The organism is Ruegeria arenilitoris (genome assembly GCF_013030985.1).
In the GTDB taxonomy this organism is placed as follows: domain Bacteria; phylum Pseudomonadota; class Alphaproteobacteria; order Rhodobacterales; family Rhodobacteraceae; genus Ruegeria; species Ruegeria arenilitoris_B.
Window position 1 is genome coordinate 116,814 of sequence record NZ_WPYP01000011.1, and the last position, 22,998, is coordinate 139,811.

The following is a 22,998-nucleotide window of genomic DNA, read 5'->3' on the forward strand; positions in this document are numbered from 1 at the left end:
GCGTTGCTGTTGGGTTACCTTCCTACGGACCCGGTGGGGCGAAAATAGGGCGGCAACGCCGGATGCGGTTTCCCCCGGAACCTGATGCACCGCTGCATCATTGACGTCTACCTGAGGATCGGAACCTCAGGTGCACGGTCACCTTGCAGGGTCCTCGGTTCGGGACCACCGGTGGCCCAGTCCAACAGTTCGACCGTGTGCAGAACCGGAACATCCGTTCCCGAACCGATCTGCATCATGCAGCCAATATTGCCAGCAGCGATCACATCAGGATTTTTCGCCTCAAGCGTTCTGACCTTGCGCTGCTTTAACTGGCCCGAAATTTCAGGCTGCATCAGGTTATACGTTCCCGCGCTGCCACAGCACAGATGGCTGTCTGCAGGCTCTAACACGGCAAAACCGGCCCTTTTTAACAGGTCCTTGGGATGGGACTTGACCTTTTGCCCGTGCTGCAGGGAACAGGCTGCGTGATAGGCGACGGTCAAGCCCTTGTCGGTGCCTTCGGGCAGGTCCAACTGCACCAGAAGCTCGCTGATATCCATTGCAATGCGCGACACCTGCGCCGCGTCCTCGGCCAGAGGATCATTGCGAAACATATGCCCGTAATCCTTGACGGTGGTGCCGCAACCCGAGGTGTTGATAACGATGGCGTCCAGACCGCCATTATCCATCTCGGCTATCCAGGCTCTGATATTGGCTTTTGCCGCTTTGTGGCTGTCTTTCACTTTGCCCATGTGATGGGTCAGCGCGCCGCAGCACCCGGCGCCTTCGGCCACCACGACCTCGCATCCCAGCCGCGTCAGCAGGCGGATCGTTGCGTCGTTGATATCGGTGTTCAGCGCCTTTTGCGCGCATCCCGTCATCAGCACCACCCGTTTGATACGCGACCCCTTCGGCGCAAAACTCTGCGGGTCGTCATTGCGACTGACCGGAGGAATATGCTTCGGCGCCATGTCCAGCATCGCCCGCAGCCGGGCATCCGGCATCAGGAAGCGAAACGGGCGACCCAGCTTGGCTCCGATCAGCGCCCAGCGGAACCGCATCGGATAGGGCAGGATCTGCGCCAGCACCCAGCGCAAGACGCGATCCGTCAGGGGGCGTTTGTAGTTGGCCTCGATATATTCCCGCGCATGGTCGACCAGATGCATGTAATGCACGCCCGAAGGACAGGTCGTCATGCAGGCCAGACAGGACAGGCAGCGGTCGACGTGCTTGACGGTTTTTTCATCCGGCACACGCTCGTTTTCCAACATGTCCTTGATCAGGTAGATACGCCCGCGCGGGCTGTCGAGTTCATCCCCCAACACTTGGTAAGTCGGACACGTGGCGGTGCAGAACCCGCAATGCACACAGCTGCGCAATATCTCGTTCGAGCGCTGGATTGCCGGGTCTTGCAGTTGTTTGTCGGTGAACGTCGTCTGCATCGGCTTACCCCATCAGCCCGGGATTGAACACACCGCGGGGATCGAAACGTGCTCGTAACCCCCGTGTTAGAGCCTGAACGCCAGTGGGTTCAGGTTGAAACCGGTCCAAGGTCTCGGCAGTTTTTGCGTCTGCTCGCACCAACGTCGCGTGACCTTCGAATGCGCCCAACCGAGCACGCAGATCGGTGCCCTCGGGAACGCGTGCCCAGATCAGACCACCGCCCCAATCCAGCAGAATCTGATCCGCCTCAAGACGGGTCACAACATCTGGCGCATCAGTTGGTTTGACCGAAATCCGCCAGACATCGCCTTCCTGCCCGTGAAACGGCATGACATCGCGCAGACCCTGCCACAGTTCGGTGGGGTCCGGGATATCGGTGATCTCGCCAATCAGCGAAAGCGTGGATTTCAACTGTTCTGTCCGGTAGGTCACCGAGTCCGAGAACCCCTCAACCCGCAACAGCGCCTGCCCATTCTGTGGATCATAGGCGGCCCCGCTGACTTCGAACGGGGATTTCAGCGCGGCAGACAAGGCCTGTATCGCATCCCCGGCACTCGCGACGTGAACGGCATTGGTTGCAACGGCCTCGGGCTTGGGCAGCACCTTCAGCGACACCTCGGTCAGAACCCCAAGCGTGCCCCACGACCCGGCCATCAGCTTGACCAGATCGTAGCCGGTCACGTTCTTCATTACCCGGCCGCCATTCTTGATCACCTGTCCCATGCCGTCGACATAACGCACGCCCAGCAGGAAATCGCGGCACGCCCCGGCCTGAATACGGCGCGGGCCCGAGATATTGGCGGCCACAACACCGCCAATGGTCGGCGTCCCGCTGGTGCCCAGCAGCCCGCGATGATCCATCGGCTCAAAGGCCAGTTGCTGCCCTTCCGCCGCCAAAGCGGCCTCGATATCGGCCACCGGCGTGCCCGCTTGCGCCACCAGCGTCAGCGCGCCAGGCTCATAGAGGGTAATCCCGCTCAGCCCCGCGGTCTCAAGCACCGCCTCCGGCCCGCCCACCCCGCGTGTACCGCCGCCGACAATCCGAACCGGCTCCGTCAGCCCGGCCACCATTTCGGCCAGTTCGGCCTCTGTCTCAGGTTTCATCGCAAAACTTCTTTGTTAGAGCCTGTTATTCCGCAGCCACCCGCACTTCCCGACGGGATTCGGACGCATCCAGAGGGAACACCTTGGCGGGGTTCAGCAGCCATTTGGGATCGAACACATCCTTGACGGCCATCTGCGCCTCAAGGTCTGCAGGCGCGTATTGATGGGACATCAGGTCTCGCTTTTCGATGCCCACACCATGCTCACCGGTCAAACAACCACCGACATCGACGCAGAGTTTCAGGATATCGGCCCCGAACGCCTCGCATTTTTCCAGATCGCCGGGCTTGTTGGCATCGAACAGGATCAACGGGTGCATATTGCCGTCACCCGCATGGAACACGTTGCCCACGGGCAGGCCATATTCCGCGCTCAGTTCACCGATCCGGCGCAGAACTTCGGGCAACGACGACACCGGGATTGTTCCATCCAGACACATGTAGTCGTTCATCTGACCCATCGCACCAAAGGCCGATTTGCGCCCCAGCCAGATCTTGGCGCTTTCCTCGGCCGACTGGCTTTCGCGCAGTTCTACCGGGTTGTGGCGTTTGGCGATCTCGATGATTTTCGACAACTGATCGTCGATCTCGGCTTCCGACCCTTCGACCTCGACAATCAGCAGCGCGTGGCAATCCGGATAACCCGCGTGGGCAAAATTCTCGCAGGCCTTGATGCAGAGCGTATCCATGAACTCGATCGCCACCGGTAGAATACCGGACTTTATGATATCAGACACGCATTGGCCCGCGACCTCATTATCATCGAACCCCATCAGCACCGGCCGTGCGCCCTCGGGTTTGCGCAGGATGCGCAGCGTGGATTCGGTCACCACGCCCAACTGCCCTTCGGACCCACAGATGACGCCCAGCAGGTCCAGCCCGCCCGCGTCCAGATGCGCGCCGCCGATCTCGACCACGCTGCCATCCATCATCACCATTTTCACGCCCAGCAGGTTGTTGGTGGTCACGCCGTATTTCAGGCAATGCGCCCCGCCCGAGTTCATCGCGATATTGCCGGCAATCGCGCAGGCCAGTTGCGAGGACGGATCGGGCGCGTAGAAAAAGTCTTCTTCCTCGACCGCGCCGGTCACGCTCAGGTTGGTGCGACCGGTTTGAACCCGGATGAAACGGTTGTCATAGTCCGTTTCCAGCACCTCATTCATCCGGGCGACGCCCAGAATGACGCTATCCGCAGTGGGCAGCGCCCCACCCGCCAGCGAGGTACCCGAGCCGCGCGGCACCACCGGCACGCCTTCCTCATGGCAGATGCGCAGCACGTCCGAGACCTCTTGCGTATCCGACGGCAGCACCGCCAGCATCGGCGGACAACGATAAGCGGTCAGCGCGTCACATTCATAGGCGCGGGTTTCAGCCGGGTCATGGATCACGGCATCCGCAGGCAACACCTGCAACAGGCGCGATAATACGGCCTGTTTACGCGCCAGGATTTCAGGGTTTGGCCTGGGCATTTCCATTGCTGATCCTCCGTTTGGTAAAATAATATTACCAATTTACCTATCTGGCAAGTTCTGATCTCTGGCCCTACTGTCGCCGACATGACATGGATCGACCGCGCCCTATTATTCTCATCGCTGGATTATACTGCCGTGCTGCTGTTGGTGGGCGCGTGGCAGTGGATTGGCTGGCGGATCGAGCATCCCACGCCAAACCGGCAATCGGTCGCGATGATGATGGACGACTTCCGGCGCGCCTGGATGCACGAGATGGTCACGCGGCAACCCCGGATGTTCGACGCACAGGTCGTGGCGGCGATGCGGCAGGGCAGCACGTTCTTTGCCTCGACCACCATGATCGCCATCGGCGGTGGGCTGGCACTGTTGGGCAACACCGAACGGTTGGCGGGCGTCGCCAGTGATCTGGCCATCGGCAGCGCCCCGGCGATGGTGTGGGAAATCAAGATTCTGGTGGTGATCCTGTTCCTGGCCAACGCCTTCCTGAAATATGTCTGGGCGCATCGGCTGTTCGGCTATTGCGCGGTGCTGATGGCCGCCGTCCCGAACGATCCTGACGACCCGCAAGCCTATCCGCGCGCGGCGCAAGCGGCCGAGATTTGCGTCACCGCAGCGCGCAGTTTCAATCGCGGCCTGCGTGCCACCTATTTTGCGCTGGCCTCGCTGGCGTGGATACTGGGGCCGCTTGCCCTGATACTCGGGACGGTCATCACACTGGGCGTTCTGTATCGGCGCGAATTCGCATCCCATTCCCGGTCGGTGCTGTTGACCCTGCCGCCCAACACAGAGTCGTGATGACGTCGCCGCGCATCGCGCCTTAAGGTCGCCTTATGCGATACCTGATTCTCAGCGCCGTTCTGGCCGCACCCGCCTTTGCCGATCCTGCTGTGATCGAGAATATCTCGACCCGGCAGAACGGCGATACATGGCGATTCGACGTGACGATCCGGCATCCGGACACCGGCTGGGATCACTACGCCGACGGGTGGCGTGTTCTGGACATGGACGGCAACGAACTGGGGATGCGTGTGCTGCACCACCCGCATGAGACCGAGCAACCCTTTACCCGTTCACTCAGTGGTGTCGTGATTCCCGAGGGCGCTACTCAAGTGCAGGTTCAGGCACGGTGCAATGTGGATGGCTGGAACGAAATCACCACGGTTGTTGATCTGAACTGAGGGTCAGAAAACACCCAGACTCAGGCCTGCGGCCAAGGCGGCGCCGATTTCGCGACATTTTTCCAGCTGATCATCAGGGATGGTCTTTTCCGCCAGGATCGCCTTGGGCGATTGGGCGTGGGTGCAGATGATCAGGGGCGGTTGCACCTCTTTCAGCCGCCAGCCGGTGGCAATCCGGGCCATCTGGCGGGCCGCGTTTTCCCCATCAGATCCGGCACAGACCATCTGGGCGTAAGGACGCCCTTCGATCTGACCCAGGACCGGATAGTAGCTGCGGTCGAAAAACTCTTTCATCAGACCCGAAATCGCCGCAAGATTCTCGGGCGCGCAAAAGATATAGCCATCGGCGCGCAGCAGATCGTCAGGTCCGGCCTGATCGGCGGGTTTCAGAATAGTCTCGGCTTCATCCCGTGCGGCCTCAGCCGCCGCTTCGGCCATCTGTCGGGCACCGCCGGTGCGCGAATGGTAAACGATTAAAAGCTGCGCCATGTCAGACCCGGTGATAGGGGCCGCCTGACAGGATGGTTGCGGCCCGATAGAGTTGCTCGGCCAGCATCACACGGACCAGCATATGGGGCCAGACCATCGACCCGAATGAGATGGAAAAATCGGCCTCGGCCCGCAGATTAGGGTCTATTCCGTCCGCGCCGCCAATGATCAGCGCCAAATCCTGCCGCCCGGCGTCACGCCAACCACCCAGTTTCTTGGCGAATTCCGGCGAGGACATGACCCGCCCGCGCTCATCCAGCGTGCAGATCACGGCACCTTTGGGCAGCGCCTTGCGCAACAGCGTGGCCTCGGTCCCCATGCCGGCGTTTTTCTTGTCTTCGACCTCGATCACCCGCGCGGGACCAAGGCCTAAACTGCGGCCGGTCCGGTCAAATCGGGTCAGGTAATCGTCAAGCAGGGTCTTTTCCGGTCCGGCACGCAATCGCCCGACCGCACAAATGCTTATACGCATATTTCTCTCGCCTCCGGTCTGTTATTGCAGACCGGGATGGCGCCTCAGTTGGCTGAGGCGCTGCCGCCCTGGGGCAGCCACATCTTTTCCAGCTGGTAGAATTCACGCACTTCGGGGCGGAAGATATGGACGATAACGTCGCCCGTATCGATCAGCACCCAGTCGCCGGCATCCTTGCCTTCGACCTTCGAGGTGAAACCGAATTCCTGCTTGATGCGATCCGTCAGCTTTTCCGCCATGGCCGAGACCTGACGGGTCGACCGACCCGAGGCAATCACCATGTGATCCGCAACCGAGGATTTGCCTTGCAGGTTGATCTGCACGACGTCTTCGGCCTTGTCATCGGAAAGTGAGGAAAGGATGCGTTCAAGCAGCTTGTCGCTGATTGACTGAGAGTGAGCCATTACACCGGCTCCGTCATCGGCGGGCAAACCCGCCTGGGTATGTAGAGACAGGACATAGTCCTCCTTTGCTGCGCGCCGCCAAACCCCGGCGCAGGGGTACTAATAAGGTAACAAGGGGAATGCAACATTTCAATGAAAGGCCGCCGGGCGGGGCGCACGGGCGGTCACTCTTTGGCGACCTGTTGCGCGTCTGCGCTGTCGGACAACAGCCGAACTTCGCGCTGCGGGAAGGGGATCGAGATGCTTTCGTCCTTAAAGGCGTCCCATAGTGCAAGATAGACATTGCCCCGAATATTGGTCAGCCCCTTGGTCGGATCGCTGATCCAGAAACGCAGCACATAGTCCACACTGCTGTCGCCGAAGCCGGTGATGTGACAGACAGGCTCATGGGAACCGCCGCTCAATACACGGGTGACGGATTTGACCGCTTTGATCGCCGTGGCCCTTACCTTGTGCGGGTCGTCGTCATAGCTGGTGCCGAACTCCAGATCCAGCCGCACGAACTTGTCCGAATGCGACCAGTTCACCACCTGATTGGTGATCAGATCTTCGTTCGGGATCAGGTACTCCCGCCCGTCCCGCGTGACCACCGAGACATAGCGGGCGCCCAGCGCGTTGATCCATCCGAACGTATCGCCCAACGAGATCACGTCGCCCGGCTTGATCGACCGGTCCATCAGGATGATGATCCCCGAGATCAGGTTCGATACCACCTTTTGCAGCCCGAAACCAATCCCCACACCGATCGCACCGGACAGCAGCGCGATCCCGGTCAGGTCGAACCCAAGCGTGCGGATGGCCGCCAGAAAGACCGCGCCATACAGCAGCACCTGAATGCCCTTGGCCAGCAGCACCTGCATCGACGGGGTGATGTCATCATTGCTCATCAACCCCCGTTCGGCGGCGCGGGTGCCGACACGGGCCAGCGTCAGCAGGACACCGATCAGCAAGATCGCCTTGAGAATCCCCAGCGCCGAGATGTGCAGATCGCCAATGGAAATCGCCACGCCGTCCAGAAACTCGGCCACGTCATCGGTCAGATTCAGGGCCACAAGCGTTGCATAGACCCACATTGCCCATTTGAAGATGCGCCGCAGGGTCCGGTTGCGCACCAGCCGCGCCACCAGCGCAATGGCCAGCCACGCCAGGGCCAAAGTCGCCACAACACCGATGATATAACTGCGCGAGGGCCATGTGATCTGCTGCATCAACAGATACAGCGCCCAGGACAACAGCACGAAATAGACCAGCGTCAGGCGCTGCATCAGTTGCACCAGAATCCGCAATCGCCATTTCGGCCAACCTTCGCGGGCACGGGCCCAGGCCTCCCACCGGCCTTGTGTCGTCAGCTTCAGAACAAAGGCCAGCGCCCACAGGCCCAGAATGATAACCAATTGGTGCTGACGCCAGCCCGGCGTGACGACCAGCTCGACAAGGTTTTCGATTTGCACGGAAAAGCCCGCGACCATGTTGTCATAGAGGTCCGACAGCGAGCTGGGGATCAGATCCTGATTCATTGCCCCAGCTTGGACAGCGTTTCCGCGCGATGCAAGCCCATCGGGGATTGAACCTTGATTGACGGCCAGACGCGATATATCTGGTGCGCATGAGACTCACCTTGGCCCCTGCACCGACGTTGCAAGACCGCACGCGCCTGCGTGAACGGTTCTTTGGGGCCGCCCGCACGGTTCTGGCCCGCCTATAAGCGGCGTCCAGCCACTCGCCAGCTATTTCTCATTTAAATACGGGAGAGGACCGATGTCCCCCAAAACACTCTATGACAAGATCTGGGATGCCCATGTCGCGCACGAAGCCGATGATGGCACCTGCCTGCTGTATATCGACCGCCATCTGGTGCACGAAGTGACCAGCCCGCAGGCGTTCGAAGGCCTGCGCATGGCGGGCCGCAAGGTGCGCGCGCCGGAGAAGACCATCGCTGTGCCGGATCACAACGTTCCCACAACGCCGGATCGTGTGAACGGGATCGAAAACCCGGAATCGCGCATTCAGGTCGAAGCGCTGGACAAGAACGCCAAGGATTTCGGCATTCACTATTACCCGGTGCATGACGTGCGTCAGGGCATCGTCCATATTGTCGGACCGGAACAGGGCTGGACCCTTCCCGGCATGACCGTGGTCTGCGGCGACAGCCACACAGCCACCCACGGCGCGTTTGGCGCGCTGGCCCACGGCATCGGCACGTCCGAAGTGGAACACGTTCTGGCCACCCAGACGCTGATCCAGAAGAAATCCAAGAATATGAAGGTGGAAATCACCGGCAAACTGCAGCCGGGCGTGACCGCCAAAGACATCACTCTGGCCGTGATCGGCGAGACCGGCACCGCCGGCGGCACCGGCTACGTCATCGAATATTGCGGCGAAGCGATCCGCGATCTGTCGATGGAAGGCCGCATGACCGTCTGCAACATGGCCATCGAAGGCGGCGCCCGCGCCGGTCTGATCGCGCCGGACGAAACCACCTATGAATATGTCCAAGGTCGCCCGCACGCCCCGAAAGGCGCACAGTGGGAAGCGGCTCTGGCGTGGTGGAAAACGCTCTATACCGACGAAGACGCGCATTTCGACAAGGTCATCACCCTGCGCGGCGAAGATATCGCACCGGTCGTCACATGGGGCACCAGCCCCGAGGACGTTCTGCCGATCACCGCAACCGTGCCCAACCCCGAGGATTTCGAAGGCGGCAAGGTCGACGCGGCCCGCCGTTCGATCGAATACATGGGGCTGGAAGCCGGTCAAAAGCTGAGCGACGTTGAAATCGACACCGTCTTTATCGGTTCGTGCACCAACGGCCGTATCGAAGACCTGCGCGCCGCGGCTGAAATCCTGAAGGGCAAAAAGATCAAGGACGGTCTGCGCGCCATGGTCGTGCCGGGATCGGGTCTTGTGCGGGCTCAGGCCGAAGAAGAAGGGCTGGCGGACATCTTCAAAGAGGCCGGTTTCGAATGGCGTCTGGCGGGATGCTCGATGTGTCTGGCGATGAACCCCGACCAGCTGCAGCCGGGCGAGCGCTGCGCCGCGACCTCGAACCGCAACTTCGAAGGCCGTCAGGGCCGCGGTGGACGGACCCACCTTCTGAGCCCGGCAATGGCTGCCGCAGCGGCAATCACAGGACGGCTGACAGACGTCCGCGAATTGATGTAAGGTCCCCTCATATCTAGATATTTGAGGGATTGAAAACATGAGTGACTGGGTCAAATGGCTCCTGCTGGGGCTTCTGTCTATCGCGTTCGGTATCTTTGTACTGGGCGCGCCAGTTGTGGCGTCTGTCGCCGTGACGGTGGTAACCGGTGTGTTGCTGCTGATCTCGGGCGCGTTGCAACTTGTGGGTGGCTTCACGGTTGAAGGCACCGGCAACAAGATTCTGTCACTCATCATGGGTGCGGTGATGCTGTTTCTGGGCTGGTCCTTTCTGGATCACCCGCTACAGGGAACCCTGACCCTTGCGACGGTGATGTTGATCCTGTTCATGGCAGGCGGCATCGCGCGGGTCATTCTGTCGTTCCAGATGAAAGGAACGCAGTTTTTCTGGCCCACGATGATCTCGGGCATCTTGTCGATCATCCTCGCAGGGATCATCTGGACCTACGTCGGAAGCGACCCTCAGGTGCTGCTGAGCATTCTGGGGATCTTCCTGGGCATCGAGATGCTGTTCAACGGGTTCGGATTGGTCTTCATGGCGTTCTTCGTCAAGAACGCACCCAAAGACGAAACAACGGAAGCGAAACAGGCTTAAACGCGGGGCAAGGGGTCGGCCCTCTCCCGCAGGAGTGTGAACATGGAAAAGTTTGAAAAAGTCCACGGGGTGGCCGCCCCAATGCCGCTGATCAATATCGATACCGATATGATCATCCCGAAAGTACACCTGAAAACCATCAAACGGTCCGGCCTGGGCGTCGTGCTGTTTGACGAGATGCGCTATCACGATGACGGGCAGGAGAACGAAGAGTTCATCCTGAACAAGCCCGCCTACCGCCAGACCGAGATTCTGGTCGCAGGCGACAACTTTGGCTGCGGTTCGTCGCGGGAACACGCGCCTTGGGCGATCAAGGATTTTGGCATCAAGGTCGTGATCTCGACCAGCTTTGCCGACATCTTCTTCAACAACTGCTTCAAGAACGGCATCCTGCCGATCGTGGTCGAAGAAGAGCATCACGCGATCCTGATGGAAGACGCGCATAAGGGCGAAAACGCCCGCATGACCGTGCATCTGGAAGATCAGCAGATCACCACTTCGGATGGCGTCGTGATCGCGTTCGACATCGACCCGCACCGCAAGCACTGCCTGCTGAACGGTCTGGACGATATCGGCCTGACGATGGAAAAAGACCATCACATCGACAAGTTCGAGGACCACGCCAGCCAGGCCCGTCCCTGGGTGTGATTCTGGAAACGAATCCGGGAATGCACAACTTTACGGGGTCGCCAAGGCGGCCCCGTTCGCTTTCTTGGGGCTGTATATTCAGGAACCACAATATATAGGTATCATATTGATACACACGCCGGATTTGCGTCAAAAATGATGCAATCCCGCACCAGTTGCGCCATCATTTTGCCCGAAATCACGTGTTTTCTGCGCCTTGGCTTGAGCGAAATGTCGCTTATCGCCAATGTGGCGGGTACAGGCACCCACCAGTTCAACATTGGTGAATCAAGACATCCGCCACAACGATTAGTGGCGGGCACAAGTTGGAAGCGAAGTCGGCGAAGAATCGACTAATCCAGTTTGAAAGGGTTCGGATAGTGATTGCGCGCACAACAGGGGCGGCGATTCGGGGATTATTGGTTGCACTGATGGTGCTGACCCCCGCGTTGTACCTGCCCGTATCGTCAACGAATGGGACCGAGATTGTCGTCTTTCTCGCCATTCTCGCATTCTTTCTGACCTTTGCCGAATACAACTCGGCCTTTCCCAGCTTTATCGAATTCCGCGACGCACCGCCGGTGAACCGCCTGCGATTTGTCGGGCTGATGTCGATGATCATGTTCCTGACGCTGATCTGCAAGAACGCCTACGCGCCCAGCAGCCTGACCGCTGTTTTCTACTCGCTGGGTCTGGGCGTCGCCAATGTGGTCGATTTCCCCTATTCCCCGGTTCGTCTGGTGGTGCTGATGCTGCCCGCAGATGCCAGCGCGCCGCTGATCGAACTGGTGCGCGTTGCCGCCAGCGTGGCTTATGTCGCGGCACTGGTGACCATCGGCAGCTTTGCCTATGCGGTGAAGATGCGCGGCTGGCCGACGGGCAACGGCGCGTTCAACGTCTGGACCAACCTGCCGCTGTTCGACCCGACCAAGGGCGGCGACGTCGTCACCCGCCTGCAACGGGACGGACGGCTGAACATCTCGATCGGAGTGTTGCTGCCGTTTTTAATCCCGGCGCTGATCAAGATGCTGACCGATTACGCCAACCCGATCTCGCTGAGCAACCCTCAGACCCTGATCTGGACCCTGAGCGCCTGGGCCTTCCTACCCGCCAGCATGATCATGCGCGGTATGGCAACCCTGCGTATCGCCAATCTGATCGTCGAAAAGCGCCGCGCCTACTCCACCGCCGAGTCCACGCAGGCTGCATGATCCGCATCCTTCTGCTGCTGCTATTGCCCGTGATGGCGCAGGCGCAGACAGTACGCATTGCCACCTACAATACAGAGCTTAGCCGAGATGGGCCGGGCTTGCTGCTGCGGGACATCCGGCGCGGTGATCCGCAGGTGCGTGCAGTGGTCGAGGTACTGGTGGCCACGCAGCCGGACATCCTCGCTCTGCAGAGCATCGACTGGGACCTGAACGCAGATGCCCTGAACGCGTTGACCAAACAGCTGCGCGCCGCGGGGTTGGATTATCCCCATTACTTTGCCGCGCAGCCCAATGCCGGGCTTGAAACCTCTTTGGACCTGAACGGAGATGGCCGGACGCATGGCCCGGCAGACGCGCAGGGATGGGGCCGGTTCACTGGTCAGGGCGGGCTTGCGGTGCTGTCGCGCTATCCGATCCGCGCGAATGACGTGCAGGCATTCACCGATTTGCTGTGGCGCGACCTGCCCGGCGCGCAGATGCCGGTTACGGAAAACGATCCTTTCCCCTCGGAAGAGGCGCAGAGCATTCAGCGCCTGTCTGCCGTGGCCCACTGGATCGTGCCGGTCGACACGCCCCTCGGTATGGTGGACCTGATGACCTTCCACGCCGCCCCACCGGTGTTTGACGGCCCCGAAGACCGCAACGGGCTGCGCAACCGCGACGAAATCCGCCTCTGGTCCGCGGTACTGGACGGCAAACTGGGGCATCCTCTCGACGGCCCGTTCGTGATCGCCGGAGATGCCAATCTGGACCCCGAACAGGGAGAGGGCCGCAAAGAGGCGATCCAAGCGCTGTTGGCGGACCCCCGCTTGCAAGACCCTCGGCCCGCTGACGTGTCGGGCGCGCTGAACACCGTGGAATGGAAAGCGGTGGGAGAGATGCGGGTGGACTACGTGCTGCCGTCAGCCGGTCTGCACGTCACAGGCTCGGGCGTGTTCTGGCCCGAACCAGATTCGCCTGAACGCGCGGCGGCCGAACAAGCCAGCAGGCACCGTCTGGTCTGGGTTGACGTGACCGCGCCCTAGCGGCGATCAGGCGTGGGCCAGAACCCCATCTGATCGCAGTGCGCCGGGGATCGCCCGTTTCAGCGCGGCGTCCAGATCCGTACGCTGAAAATATCCGACCAGATCGCGGAAAAACCCATCCTCCAGACTGTGCGGCGTATTCCACAGATACCGCATCTCAAGCAAATGAGGTGCCATCCGCCAGAAAGGGCGGGCAAGCTGAATCGGCAGCCAGTTCATCGATTGCACAGACACAGGCCGACCGGTGACCCGAGACAACGCCTGCGCCATTTCAGAGCCGGTCACTGTGTACCCCTCGTAAGGCACGTCGCAAAAACGGGGCAGCCTCTTGCGCATTTCGGCAAGGGCAACCGCCGCACGCGCAAGGTCGGGCAGATAGGCCCAGGCATGGGCGATGTCGGGGTTTCCGGGATAGATGAACCGCCCCCGCGCCAAAGGTTTGATCATGACCTGATCGAACCAGTTCCCCGATGCGCATGTGTCAAGAAAATCCCCGGCCCGCAGGATGATCGTGCGCACGGATGAGGCGCGATAGGCTTCCTCCATCTCGATCCGAATCCGGCCCAGAGGGTTTTGGGCCAGATGTGGCGTGGCCGTTGACCACGGCCCCGGTGAATCGGCCCCAAAGACATAGACATTGCCTGGGATGATGACCGTCGCTCCTGTGTCCCGCGCAACCGAAATGACCTGCCGGGTCAGTTCTGGCACCTGTGCCTGCCAATCCGGATAGGGCGGGTTCCAGGCGTTTACGATCGCATCCGCGCCTTGCGCGGCCTGCTCCAGCCTTTCGGTGGTGCGGTCAAAGGTGCGAACGACCCACCCCGCGTTTCGAAACGCAGCCATGGCGTTTCGTCCAAAACGGCCGGTTGCACCTAAAATGAGAACGGATTGGGTCATGGGAAACTCCTTTCAAATCAAAATTACCAATTCAATTCAATCGGGCAATTGCCGGGAAATGCAGAACGTGTATTCATTTATGAATGGATAAATCACTCACCCATGCCGATTGGTCCCTAATTCAAAGCTTTCTGGCCGTGGCCGAAACCGGCTCGCTGTCGGCGGCGGCGCGACAGTTGGACCGCAGCCAGCCCACGCTGGGCCGCCAGATCCACGCACTTGAGGATGAGCTGGGCGTGTCCCTGTTCGACCGTCACGCGCGCGGCCTGAAACTCAGCGAGGTGGGCACGCAACTGTTGCCGATGGCGCAGCAGATGCATACGGCCATGACATCGTTCAGCCTGGCAGCCGCGGGGCAGTCGCAGCAGTTGGAGGGGTCGGTGCGTATCACCGCCTCGGTCTTTGCCTCGCACCATCTGCTGCCGCCGATTCTGGCGCAGATCCGCGCTTTGGAACCGGCGATCCAGCTTGAACTGGTGGCCACGGACACCACCGAGAACCTGCTGTATCGTGAGGCTGATATCGCCGTGCGTATGTACCGCCCCGCGCAGATGGACATCATTTCGCGCTATCTTGGGGATGTGAACCTGTGCTTTTGCGCCGCCCGGGCCTATCTGGATCGGGCCGGACGGCCCCAAAACCCCGAGGACCTGTTCAATCACGATCTGGTCGGCTTTGACGCCAATGAGCAGATTATCAAAAAGATGCAGCAACGGGGCTGGCCCGCCAGCAAAAACAGTTTTGCCACCAGATGCGACCTGCAAAGCGCCTATTGGCAGCTGGTCCGGGCCGGGTGCGGCATCGGCTTTTCACAGGTACAGGTGGCCGAGGCCGACCCGGATGTCGAAGTGCTGGATCTGGATGTCGATATTGAGCCGCTTCCCGTCTGGCTGGCCGCCCCGCAGGCGATGCGCCAGACGCCCCGAATCCGACGCGTCTGGGACCTGCTGGCCGAGGGGTTGAAGGCCAGTCTTTGACCGCAAAGCGCAGGTTGGGCGGCGGTTTCGGCCCGGAAACCGGATTTCCGACCCACAAAGACCGGTTCGTCTCATTGACCCGATGCGGCGCAGGCGCTAGGGCCAATGCGACGAAACGCAAGGAGATCCTTCATGTCCAACCCCTCGCTCCTCATCCTGCCCGGAGACGGAATTGGCCCCGAAGTCATGGCCGAAGTGCGCCGCGTAATCGACTGGTTCGGTGCGAACCGCGGCCTGGAATTCGACGTGAGCGAGGATCTGGTCGGCGGCGCCGCCTATGACGCGCATGGCAAGCCCCTGTCGGACGAGACCATGGCCAAGGCGCAAGAAGTGGACGCGGTTCTGCTGGGCGCCGTGGGTGGCCCGAAATACGACGATCTGGACTTTGGTGTAAAGCCCGAGCGCGGCCTGCTGCGCCTGCGCAAGGAAATGGACCTGTATTCCAACCTGCGCCCGGCGCAGTGCTTTGACGCGCTGGCGGATTTCTCGTCGCTGAAAAAAGACATCGTCGCCGGTCTGGATATCATGATCGTGCGCGAGCTGACCTCGGGCGTCTATTTCGGCGAGCCGCGCGGTATCTTCGAAGAAGGCAACGAACGCGTCGGCATCAACACCCAGCGTTACACCGAATCCGAGATCGAACGCGCCGCGCGTTCGGCTTTTGAACTGGCAATGCGCCGGAACAAGAAGCTGTGCTCGATGGAAAAGGCCAACGTGATGGAGGCCGGTATCCTGTGGCGCGAGGTCGTGGACCGTGTGGCCAAGGACTATCCCGAAGTCGAAGTGACCCATATGTATGCCGACAACGGTGCAATGCAGCTGGTGCGCGCACCCAAGCAGTTCGACGTTATCGTCACCGACAACCTGTTCGGCGACATCCTGTCGGACTGTGCCGCGATGCTGACCGGTTCGCTGGGCATGCTGCCATCGGCATCTCTGGGCGCTCCGATGGCCAATGGCCGTCCCAAGGCGATGTACGAACCGGTCCACGGTTCGGCCCCGGATATCGCCGGTCAGGGCAAGGCCAACCCGATCGCGTGTATCCTCAGCTTCGCCATGGCGCTGCGCTACAGCTTTGATCAGGGCGCCGAGGCCGACCGCCTGGAAGCCGCGATCGAGAAGGTTCTGGCCGATGGCGTACGCACCGGCGATCTGCTGGCCGAAGAAGGCGTTCAGCCGGTCTCGACCACCGAAATGGGTGACGCGATTCTGGCAGCTCTGGACGAAAGCCTCTGATCAGGTCTGACATTCCAAAGTAAAAGGCGGTGCCCGGTGCACCGCCTTTTTTTTCACCTCAATTGCCGAAGATATTGTTCAGCAAGTTGTTGATAGCCCTGTCCAGACCGGTCTGTTGTTTGCGGCGCTGTTGTTTTGGCTGCGCCGTCCGCACCGGCGGATCGGGGGCCAGCATCGGCAGCGGTGTTGGCGTCATGCCTTCGGTCACCCGCAGCATGGTTTCTTTCCAGATTTCCGCAGGCAAGCCACCGCCAGTCACCCCCGACAGCGGCGTGTTGTCGTCATAGCCCATCCAGACACCTGCCACATAATCTGCAGTAAACCCGATGAACCACGCATCCCGCGCCGCCTGAGTGGTGCCGGTCTTTCCCGCCACCTGCCAACCCGGCAGCTTGGCCCGCCCGCCGGTGCCTTCGGACACCACGCGCTCCATCATCCATGTCAGCTGCTTGGCGGCCTTGTCGTTGATCACCCGCTCACCAATGCCCGAGCTGGTCACCATCATCGGTGTATCGTCACCCAGCAGTTTCAATTCGGACAGGCCATAGGGCTCCACAGCAGAACCCCCGTTCAGGATACCTGCATAGGCCCCGGTCATCTCGATCAGCGTGCTTTCCGAGGCGCCCAGCGCCAGCGCCGGACCTTCGGCCAGGTTGCTTTCGATGCCGAACTCGCTGGCCACGGTGCGCACGTTTTCCAGCCCGGCCACCTCGGCCACTTTCACCGCCGGGATGTTTAGCGAGTTCTTCAGCGCATCCGCCAATGTCACCCGGCCATAGAACTTGTTGGTATAGTTCTTGGGGCACCACTGACCCGAGCCGGGAATGTTGACGCAATAGGGTTCGTCCACCACTGTATCCAGCGGCGAATAGCCAAGCTCCAGCGCCGTGGCATAGACAAATGGCTTGAAGGACGACCCGGTCTGGCGCAGAGCCTGCGTGGCCCGGTTGAACGCCCCCGACACGCGTGTCTTGCGTCCGCCGACCATCGCCCGCACCGCCCCATCCGCCGACATCACCACAATCGCGGCCTGCGCCTTGGAGCCTTCGCGCACCTTTTCCTGAAAGATGTATTTCAACGCCTCTTCCGCCGATTTCTGAAGGCGCTGGTCCAGCGTGGTGCGGATCACAACATCATCCGTGGTGTCGGTGCCAAAATAACTGGGCAGCTCGGTGATCACCCAATCGGCAAAATAGCCGCCCGCCCGCGCCGCAGCGGCCTCGGACAGTTGCGCCGGGCTGCTGCGGGCACTGCTGGCCTGCGCGGTGGTCAGATATCCCTGCGCCTCCATTAGCCCGATCACCAGCTTCGCCCGGTCTTGTGAACGTTGCAGGTTGTTGGTGGGCGCATAGCGCGTCGGCGCGACCAGCAGACCGGCCAGCATCGCCGCTTGCGCCGGGTTCACCTCGGCGGCGGAAATGCCAAAGTAACGCTGACTTGCCGCCTCGAACCCGCGGGCACCAGCCCCAAGGAAGGCGCGGTTCAGATAGATGGTGAGGATTTCATCCTTGGAGTATTTCACCTCCATCGCCATCGCATAGACCGCTTCCTTGGCCTTGCGCCACAGCGACCCCTGACGGCAATCGGCCTCATAGGCGGCCTCGGACTCCCACTCGCTGGGCACGTAAGGCACGCCCAGACACAACAGCTTGGCGGTTTGTTGCGTAATGGTCGAGCCACCATGGCCCGAAAGTGGCCCGCGCCCTTCGCTGAGGTTGATTCGGACCGCACTGGCGACACCCCGGGGGCTGACACCGAAATGGCGATAGAATCGCTTGTCCTCGGTGGCGACCACGGCGTTTTTCAGATGGGGTGAGACGGTATCGGCGGTGATCACCCCGCCGAACTGGTCCCCGCGCCAGGCAAAGACTTTGCCATCGCGGTCCAGCAACGTGACCGAGCCCCGCGCCCGGCCATCCAGCAAGGCATCCACGTCAGGCAGCGAGGTGTAGACAACCCCCACCGCCAGCGCCAGCAGCAACCCGGCCACAGCACCCACGCGCCACGTAACCCCCCAGATCAACCGCCAAATCCAGCGGAACAGCCGACGGAAGAACCCGCCGCCTCCGCCGCCGGGTTTCTTGCGGGTCTTCTTCCGGACGGTCTTGCGGGTTGTCGTCTTGCGCGCGGTCGCCTTCTTTCCCGCGGGCTTCGCAGCCCGCTTGGTCGCCGTGGGCTTGCGCCCTTTCGACGAGTATCTCTTGTCCGCGACCAACGGTGTCTTTCGGCGCCTGGACTCAGTCATGCTCAAACTCTGCCCGGTTATCATTTTGAGGCACCATACCCTGACACACCGGTGAAGTAGAGGGCGGAAATTCAGGAAGCTGCCCTCCTTAGTCCGCCTATTTTTTAATCATTCACCGTATTATGTGCAAAAATTGTGCGATCTGCCGCTAATTTCCCCAGCACTTCATCACCCGGACCGTTCCTTACCACGCGAAGGTGCGCTTTTTTTCTGCAGGTGCAAACAAGCCGGACAGACCGGGGAAGCAGAGGGGAATAACGTGAAACTGATCATTGCGACAATCAAGCCGTTCAAGCTCGAGGAGGTGCGCGAGGCACTGACCGAGGCAGGTGTGCGCGGCATGATGGTGACCGAAATCAAGGGCTTCGGCTCGCAATCCGGTCACACGGAGATTTATCGCGGCGCCGAATACGCCGTGAATTTCGTACCCAAGATCAAACTGGAAATCGTAGTCCCAGCTACGATGGTCGATCAGATCGTCGACACCATCACCAATACCGCCAAGACCGGCAAGATCGGTGACGGCAAGATTTTCGTCCTCGATGTCGAGCAGGCCCTGCGCGTGCGGACCGGGGAAACGAACGAAGAGGCGCTGTAAGGCGCCGCCACTCACAATCATTCGAGGACTGACAATGAATCTGATGAAATCTCTCATCCCTGCCGCCGCGATCGTCGCGCTGCCGCAGATGGGTCTTGCGCAAGAGGCCGCCGGTGGCGAGACCGCGCAACACACGCAATTTATCCTGACTTCGCTGCTGTTCCTGGTTGGCGGTTTCCTGGTGTTCTGGATGGCCGCGGGCTTTGCCATGCTCGAGGCCGGTCTGGTGCGCTCGAAGAACGTCGCCATGCAGCTGGTCAAGAACATGGGCCTGTTTTCGTTCGCCGCCATCATGTACTGGCTGGTCGGCTATGGCCTGATGTATCCCGGCGATGGCTGGATGATCCCCGGCGTTCTGGGCGCAATCTCCCCTGCATCGCTAGAGGCCGTGGGCCTGGACGGCGTGAATGCCGACCTGTCCTATGCCACCGTTGGCTCGGACTTCTTCTTCCAGCTGATGTTCTGCGCCACCACCGCCTCGATCGTGTCAGGCACCGTGGCCGAGCGGATCAAGCTGTGGCCCTTCTTTGCCTTCGTGATCGTCCTGACCGGCATCATCTACCCGATCGAAGCGTCCTGGCAGTGGGGCGGCGGCTGGTTGTCCGAGATGGGCTTCAGCGACTTCGCAGGCTCGACCCTGGTGCACGCCGCAGGTGGTTTCGCAGCGTTGGCAGGTGCCATCGTGCTGGGCCCGCGGATCGGCAAGTACAACAAGGACGGCAAAGTGGTTCCAATCCCCGGTTCGAACCTGGCGCTGGCAACCTTGGGTACGTTCATCCTGTGGCTGGGTTGGTTCGGCTTCAACGGCGGTTCGCAGCTGGCAATGGGCACCATCGGTGACATCGCAGACATCAGCCGCATTTTTGCCAACACCAACATGGCTGCTGCTGCCGGTGCCGTCGCCGCGCTGATCCTGACGCAGGTCATGTTTGGCAAGGTCGACCTGACCATGGTGCTGAACGGCGCGCTGGCCGGTCTGGTGTCGATCACCGCTGAACCGCTGGCCCCGTCGCTGTTCCAGGCGCTGATCATCGGTGCAGTTGGTGGCGTGATCGTTGTTCTCACCGTCCCGATGCTGGACAAGATGAAGATCGACGACGTTGTCGGCGCCATCCCGGTTCACCTGATAGCCGGCTTCTGGGGCACTTTCATCGTGGCCTGGACCAACGGTGACGCGTCCTTTGTGACCCAGATCATCGGCTTCGCGGCCATCGGTATCTTCGTCTTTGTGGTCAGCTTCATCCTCTTCTCAATCCTCAAGGCAACTGTTGGTCTGCGGGTTGGCGAAGAAGAAGAGATCAACGGCCTGGATATGGGCGAGTTGGGTATGGAAGCCTACCCCGAGTTCTCCAAGGGCTAAAACCTGAGTTAACCACTCGAAGGCCGGGCGTTCGCGCCCGGCTTTTTGTTTGGGCAGCGTCTTCTGGATAGGGCCAGAAAGCAAAAAAGCCGCGCTGGTCAGCGCGGCTTTTGTCAATTTCGGTTGGTTGGCTCAGACGCCGACGTCGACAATCGCTTGCGCAAGGATCGGCACGGTCGTGGCGTTCAGACCGGCGATGTTCAGGCGGCTGTCGCCGACCATGTAGATACCGTGATCGGCACGCAGTTTCTCGACCAGTTCCGGCGCCGCACCCAGACGCGAGAACATGCCGCGGTGCTGCGCGACAAAGCCAAAGCGGTCCGAGCCGGTCAGGCGCTGCAGGTCATCGGCCAACTGCTGGCGCAGACCCAGCATGGACAGGCGGATCTCTTCCAGCTCAGCTTTCCAGTCGGCACGCAGGGCGTCGTCGGTCAGGATCGTGGTCACAACCCGCGCGCCGTGATCGGGCGGGAAGGAATAGTTCTGGCGGTTCAGAAACGCCAGAGTCGCCTGATTCAGAGCCGTTTGCGCCGCGTCATCGCTGATCGCCATCAGCAGACCGGTGCGTTCACGGTAAACGCCGAAGTTCTTCGAGCAGGACGCCGCAATCAGGCAGCGTTTTACCGACGACGCCACCAGACGGGTCGCTTGTGCGTCCTCTTCCAGACCGTCGCCAAAGCCCTGATATGCAATGTCGATCATCGCCACGAGGCCAAGCTCGTTGATGATATTCACGACCTCTTGCCACTGCACCATGTTCAGGTTGGCGCCGGTGGGGTTGTGGCAGCAACCGTGCAGCAGAACCACGTCGCCCGCCTTGGCGGTTTTCAGGTCTTCGACCATGCCGTCAAAATCGACGCCACGGGTTTCGCCGTCAAAATAGCGGTATTGGACCGTCTCCATGCCCAGGTAGTTCAGGATCGAAAGATGGTTCGGCCAGGTCGGGTTCGACACGAAGACGCGCGCCGAGGGGTTGGCCATACGGATCATCTCGAACGCTTGCCGACACGCGCCGGTGCCGCCGGGGGTCGCCACGGCGGCAATGTTGCCACGCGGAACCGAAGTGCCAAGGATCAGGCCGATCATCGCGTCCGCATAGCCCGGATCACCGGCCAGACCGGTATAGGCCTTGGTCTCCTGCTCTTCCCAGATGCGCTTTTCGGCGGCTTTCACCGCGCGCATCACCGGGGTCACGCCCTCGGCATTCTTGTAGACACCCACACCCAGATCGATCTTCTGATCGCGCGGGTCTTCGCGGTACATCTGCATCAGCGCCAGAATCTTGTCGGCGGGCTGCGGTTTGAGGTTCTCGAACATCAGGTCTCTCCGGTTGCGACGGGCAGGGTCGGGAAGGCACCCCATTCAGCCCAGGAGCCGTCATAAAGCGAATGGTCTTTCTTGCCCAAGCGTTCCAGCGCCAGGCTGAGGATCGCAGCGGTCACGCCCGACCCGCAAGAGGTGATGGCGGGTTTCGACAGGTCCACGCCTGCGGCCTCGAACACGGCGCGGCATTCGTCGGGCGACTTCATGGTGCCGTTCTTGTTCAACAGGTTGCCAAAGGGCACATTGCGCGAGCCCGGAATATGGCCCGAACGCAGGCCTTCACGCGGCTCTGTCTCGGTTCCGGCGAAACGGGCAGCCGAGCGGGCATCGATGATCTCATGATCAGCCAGTTTGGTTGCGGCCGACACCTGTGTCACGTCACGCACCAGATGGTTCTGCACGCGCACCGTCATGTGACGGTCGCGGATGACGGGGGGCAAATCCTCGATCTCGCGGCCCTCGGCCTGCCATTTGGGGAAGCCCCCGTCCAGAACGGCGACGTTTTCCTGGCCCATCAGGCGAAACAGCCACCAGACCCGCGCCGCCGACATCAGCCCGGCACCGTCATAAACCACAACCTGATGGCCGTCGCCCACACCCATCGCCCGCAGGCGCGACATGAACTTTTCGACCGGGGGTGCCATGTGCGGCAGGTCCGACCGCCGGTCAGAAATCTCGTCGATGTCAAAGAACCGCGCGCCGGGAATATGTGCTTCGTCGTATTCCGCCTTGGCGTTCCGCCCCTGCTGCGGCAAATACCAGGACCCGTCCAGAATCCGCAGATCCGGGTCCTTGATGTGGGCTGCAAGCCATTCGGTTGAAACGAGGGTTTTCGGATCGTCCTGCATCAAAGCCTCCCCAAAAGCGAGCTTGTTTTGTCCCTATACGTGCTCGCATTTGGGTTCAAGGCTGGATGGGGCGTCGTCCGCCTAACGCGCACGCCTGAGGCGGAAAAACTGAACGATCCCGATCATGCTGATCAGAATCCAGAAGGATTCGATCAACATCGAAGCCAGATTGAAGTTCTGAAGCAACGAATAGACGATCAGGATGGACCCCGCCAAGTTCAGCACCGGAAACGCCAGATCGTCCGAATTCATCATTCGCATCTGGGTGGCGAAATACGCAGCCACAACGACCAGCGCACCGAACGAGCCGACAGCATCCGCCAGCGTCAGAGTTTCAAGAATAGCGGCCATGTC

The 22,998-nt window shown here is 60.8% G+C and carries 23 protein-coding genes; 11 read left to right on the plus strand and 12 right to left on the minus strand.

What is annotated here, in order from left to right; genetic code table 11:
* Positions 1–107 precede the first annotated feature (107 nt).
* From glcF to GOX88_RS19715, 3 genes are read right to left on the minus strand one after another with little or no spacing between them, the layout of a single operon-like run.
* Entirely contained in the window at positions 108–1,424 is a 1,317-nt protein-coding gene (glcF, locus tag GOX88_RS19705; RefSeq protein ID WP_170405902.1) for a glycolate oxidase subunit GlcF, read from the minus strand.
* Positions 1,425–1,428: 4 nt separating this feature from the next.
* Complete coding sequence (locus tag GOX88_RS19710; protein WP_170405904.1) at positions 1,429–2,529, minus strand: FAD-binding protein; 1,101 nt, start codon at positions 2,527–2,529, stop codon at positions 1,429–1,431.
* Positions 2,530–2,554: 25 nt separating this feature from the next.
* A complete protein-coding gene (locus tag GOX88_RS19715) occupies positions 2,555–4,003 on the minus strand; it encodes an FAD-linked oxidase C-terminal domain-containing protein (RefSeq protein WP_170405908.1) in 1,449 nt (482 codons plus the stop codon).
* 81 nt (positions 4,004–4,084) lie between these two features.
* Between GOX88_RS19715 and GOX88_RS19720 the strand changes: the two genes are divergently transcribed.
* Complete coding sequence (locus tag GOX88_RS19720; protein WP_170405911.1) at positions 4,085–4,795, plus strand: DUF599 domain-containing protein; 711 nt, start codon at positions 4,085–4,087, stop codon at positions 4,793–4,795.
* A gap of 35 nt (positions 4,796–4,830) precedes the next feature.
* Entirely contained in the window at positions 4,831–5,178 is a 348-nt protein-coding gene (locus GOX88_RS19725) for a hypothetical protein (RefSeq protein ID WP_170405914.1), read from the plus strand.
* 3 nt (positions 5,179–5,181) lie between these two features.
* Here the strand turns inward: GOX88_RS19725 and GOX88_RS19730 are convergent, their stop codons facing one another.
* From GOX88_RS19730 to GOX88_RS19745, 4 genes are all read right to left on the minus strand, one after another.
* Positions 5,182–5,667: a flavodoxin family protein gene (locus tag GOX88_RS19730; protein WP_170405918.1), complete on the minus strand. Its 486-nt coding sequence runs from the start codon at positions 5,665–5,667 to the stop codon at positions 5,182–5,184.
* Between the two features lies 1 nt (position 5,668).
* Entirely contained in the window at positions 5,669–6,139 is a 471-nt protein-coding gene (gene rlmH, locus GOX88_RS19735) for a 23S rRNA (pseudouridine(1915)-N(3))-methyltransferase RlmH (protein WP_170405921.1), read from the minus strand.
* A gap of 44 nt (positions 6,140–6,183) precedes the next feature.
* Positions 6,184–6,543, minus strand: a complete 360-nt coding sequence (gene rsfS, locus GOX88_RS19740; protein WP_058276550.1) for a ribosome silencing factor — start codon at positions 6,541–6,543, stop codon at positions 6,184–6,186.
* 164 nt (positions 6,544–6,707) lie between these two features.
* Positions 6,708–8,060 carry a mechanosensitive ion channel family protein gene (locus GOX88_RS19745; RefSeq protein ID WP_170405924.1) on the minus strand — a complete coding sequence of 451 codons (1,353 nt, stop codon included), beginning with the start codon at positions 8,058–8,060 and terminating at the stop codon, positions 6,708–6,710.
* 241 nt (positions 8,061–8,301) lie between these two features.
* Here GOX88_RS19745 and leuC point away from each other — a divergent pair, with 241 nt between their 5' ends.
* The 5 genes from leuC to GOX88_RS19775 all read left to right on the plus strand — a co-directional run bounded on the left by leuC (position 8,302) and on the right by GOX88_RS19775 (position 13,160).
* Entirely contained in the window at positions 8,302–9,705 is a 1,404-nt protein-coding gene (leuC, locus tag GOX88_RS19755; protein WP_170405928.1) for a 3-isopropylmalate dehydratase large subunit, read from the plus strand.
* Between the two features lie 37 nt (positions 9,706–9,742).
* Positions 9,743–10,297, plus strand: coding sequence for an HdeD family acid-resistance protein (locus tag GOX88_RS19760; protein WP_170405931.1), 555 nt, complete (start codon positions 9,743–9,745; stop codon positions 10,295–10,297).
* A gap of 42 nt (positions 10,298–10,339) precedes the next feature.
* The gene (gene leuD, locus GOX88_RS19765; RefSeq protein ID WP_170405934.1) at positions 10,340–10,945 is read left to right on the plus strand and encodes a 3-isopropylmalate dehydratase small subunit; all 606 of its coding nucleotides are present in this window, start codon (positions 10,340–10,342) and stop codon (positions 10,943–10,945) included.
* 410 nt (positions 10,946–11,355) lie between these two features.
* Complete coding sequence (locus GOX88_RS19770) at positions 11,356–12,135, plus strand: hypothetical protein (protein WP_174826192.1); 780 nt, start codon at positions 11,356–11,358, stop codon at positions 12,133–12,135.
* Positions 12,132–13,160 carry an endonuclease/exonuclease/phosphatase family protein gene (locus tag GOX88_RS19775; RefSeq protein WP_170405940.1) on the plus strand — a complete coding sequence of 343 codons (1,029 nt, stop codon included), beginning with the start codon at positions 12,132–12,134 and terminating at the stop codon, positions 13,158–13,160. The genes GOX88_RS19770 and GOX88_RS19775 overlap by 4 nt, the downstream gene beginning before the upstream one ends.
* Positions 13,161–13,166: 6 nt before the next feature.
* On the opposite strand, the gene GOX88_RS19780 is transcribed toward GOX88_RS19775, so the two are convergent.
* Complete coding sequence (locus tag GOX88_RS19780; protein WP_170405943.1) at positions 13,167–14,057, minus strand: sugar nucleotide-binding protein; 891 nt, start codon at positions 14,055–14,057, stop codon at positions 13,167–13,169.
* Between the two features lie 83 nt (positions 14,058–14,140).
* Between GOX88_RS19780 and GOX88_RS19785 the strand changes: the two genes are divergently transcribed.
* Together GOX88_RS19785 and leuB are read left to right on the plus strand one after the other, a co-directional pair.
* A complete protein-coding gene (locus GOX88_RS19785) occupies positions 14,141–15,034 on the plus strand; it encodes a LysR family transcriptional regulator (protein ID WP_170405946.1) in 894 nt (297 codons plus the stop codon).
* A gap of 132 nt (positions 15,035–15,166) precedes the next feature.
* The gene (gene leuB, locus GOX88_RS19790) at positions 15,167–16,270 is read left to right on the plus strand and encodes a 3-isopropylmalate dehydrogenase (protein ID WP_170405949.1); all 1,104 of its coding nucleotides are present in this window, start codon (positions 15,167–15,169) and stop codon (positions 16,268–16,270) included.
* 58 nt (positions 16,271–16,328) lie between these two features.
* Here the strand turns inward: leuB and GOX88_RS19795 are convergent, their stop codons facing one another.
* Positions 16,329–18,515 carry a transglycosylase domain-containing protein gene (locus GOX88_RS19795; protein WP_170405952.1) on the minus strand — a complete coding sequence of 729 codons (2,187 nt, stop codon included), beginning with the start codon at positions 18,513–18,515 and terminating at the stop codon, positions 16,329–16,331.
* A gap of 259 nt (positions 18,516–18,774) precedes the next feature.
* Here GOX88_RS19795 and GOX88_RS19800 point away from each other — a divergent pair, with 259 nt between their 5' ends.
* Both GOX88_RS19800 and GOX88_RS19805 read left to right on the plus strand, forming a co-directional pair.
* On the plus strand, positions 18,775–19,113 hold the full coding sequence (locus GOX88_RS19800; protein ID WP_170405956.1) for a P-II family nitrogen regulator: 339 nt from the start codon (positions 18,775–18,777) through the stop codon (positions 19,111–19,113).
* Positions 19,114–19,147: 34 nt separating this feature from the next.
* On the plus strand, positions 19,148–20,473 hold the full coding sequence (locus GOX88_RS19805) for an ammonium transporter (protein ID WP_170405959.1): 1,326 nt from the start codon (positions 19,148–19,150) through the stop codon (positions 20,471–20,473).
* A 132-nt stretch (positions 20,474–20,605) separates the two neighbouring features.
* On the opposite strand, the gene GOX88_RS19810 is transcribed toward GOX88_RS19805, so the two are convergent.
* From GOX88_RS19810 to GOX88_RS19820, 3 genes are all read right to left on the minus strand, one after another.
* Positions 20,606–21,790, minus strand: a complete 1,185-nt coding sequence (locus GOX88_RS19810; protein ID WP_170405961.1) for an aromatic amino acid transaminase — start codon at positions 21,788–21,790, stop codon at positions 20,606–20,608.
* Positions 21,790–22,644: a 3-mercaptopyruvate sulfurtransferase gene (gene sseA, locus GOX88_RS19815; protein ID WP_170405963.1), complete on the minus strand. Its 855-nt coding sequence runs from the start codon at positions 22,642–22,644 to the stop codon at positions 21,790–21,792. Before sseA ends, GOX88_RS19810 begins: the two co-directional genes overlap by 1 nt.
* A gap of 81 nt (positions 22,645–22,725) precedes the next feature.
* Positions 22,726–22,995, minus strand: coding sequence for a CBU_0592 family membrane protein (locus GOX88_RS19820; RefSeq protein WP_170405966.1), 270 nt, complete (start codon positions 22,993–22,995; stop codon positions 22,726–22,728).
* Between the last annotated feature and the right edge of the window lie 3 nt (positions 22,996–22,998).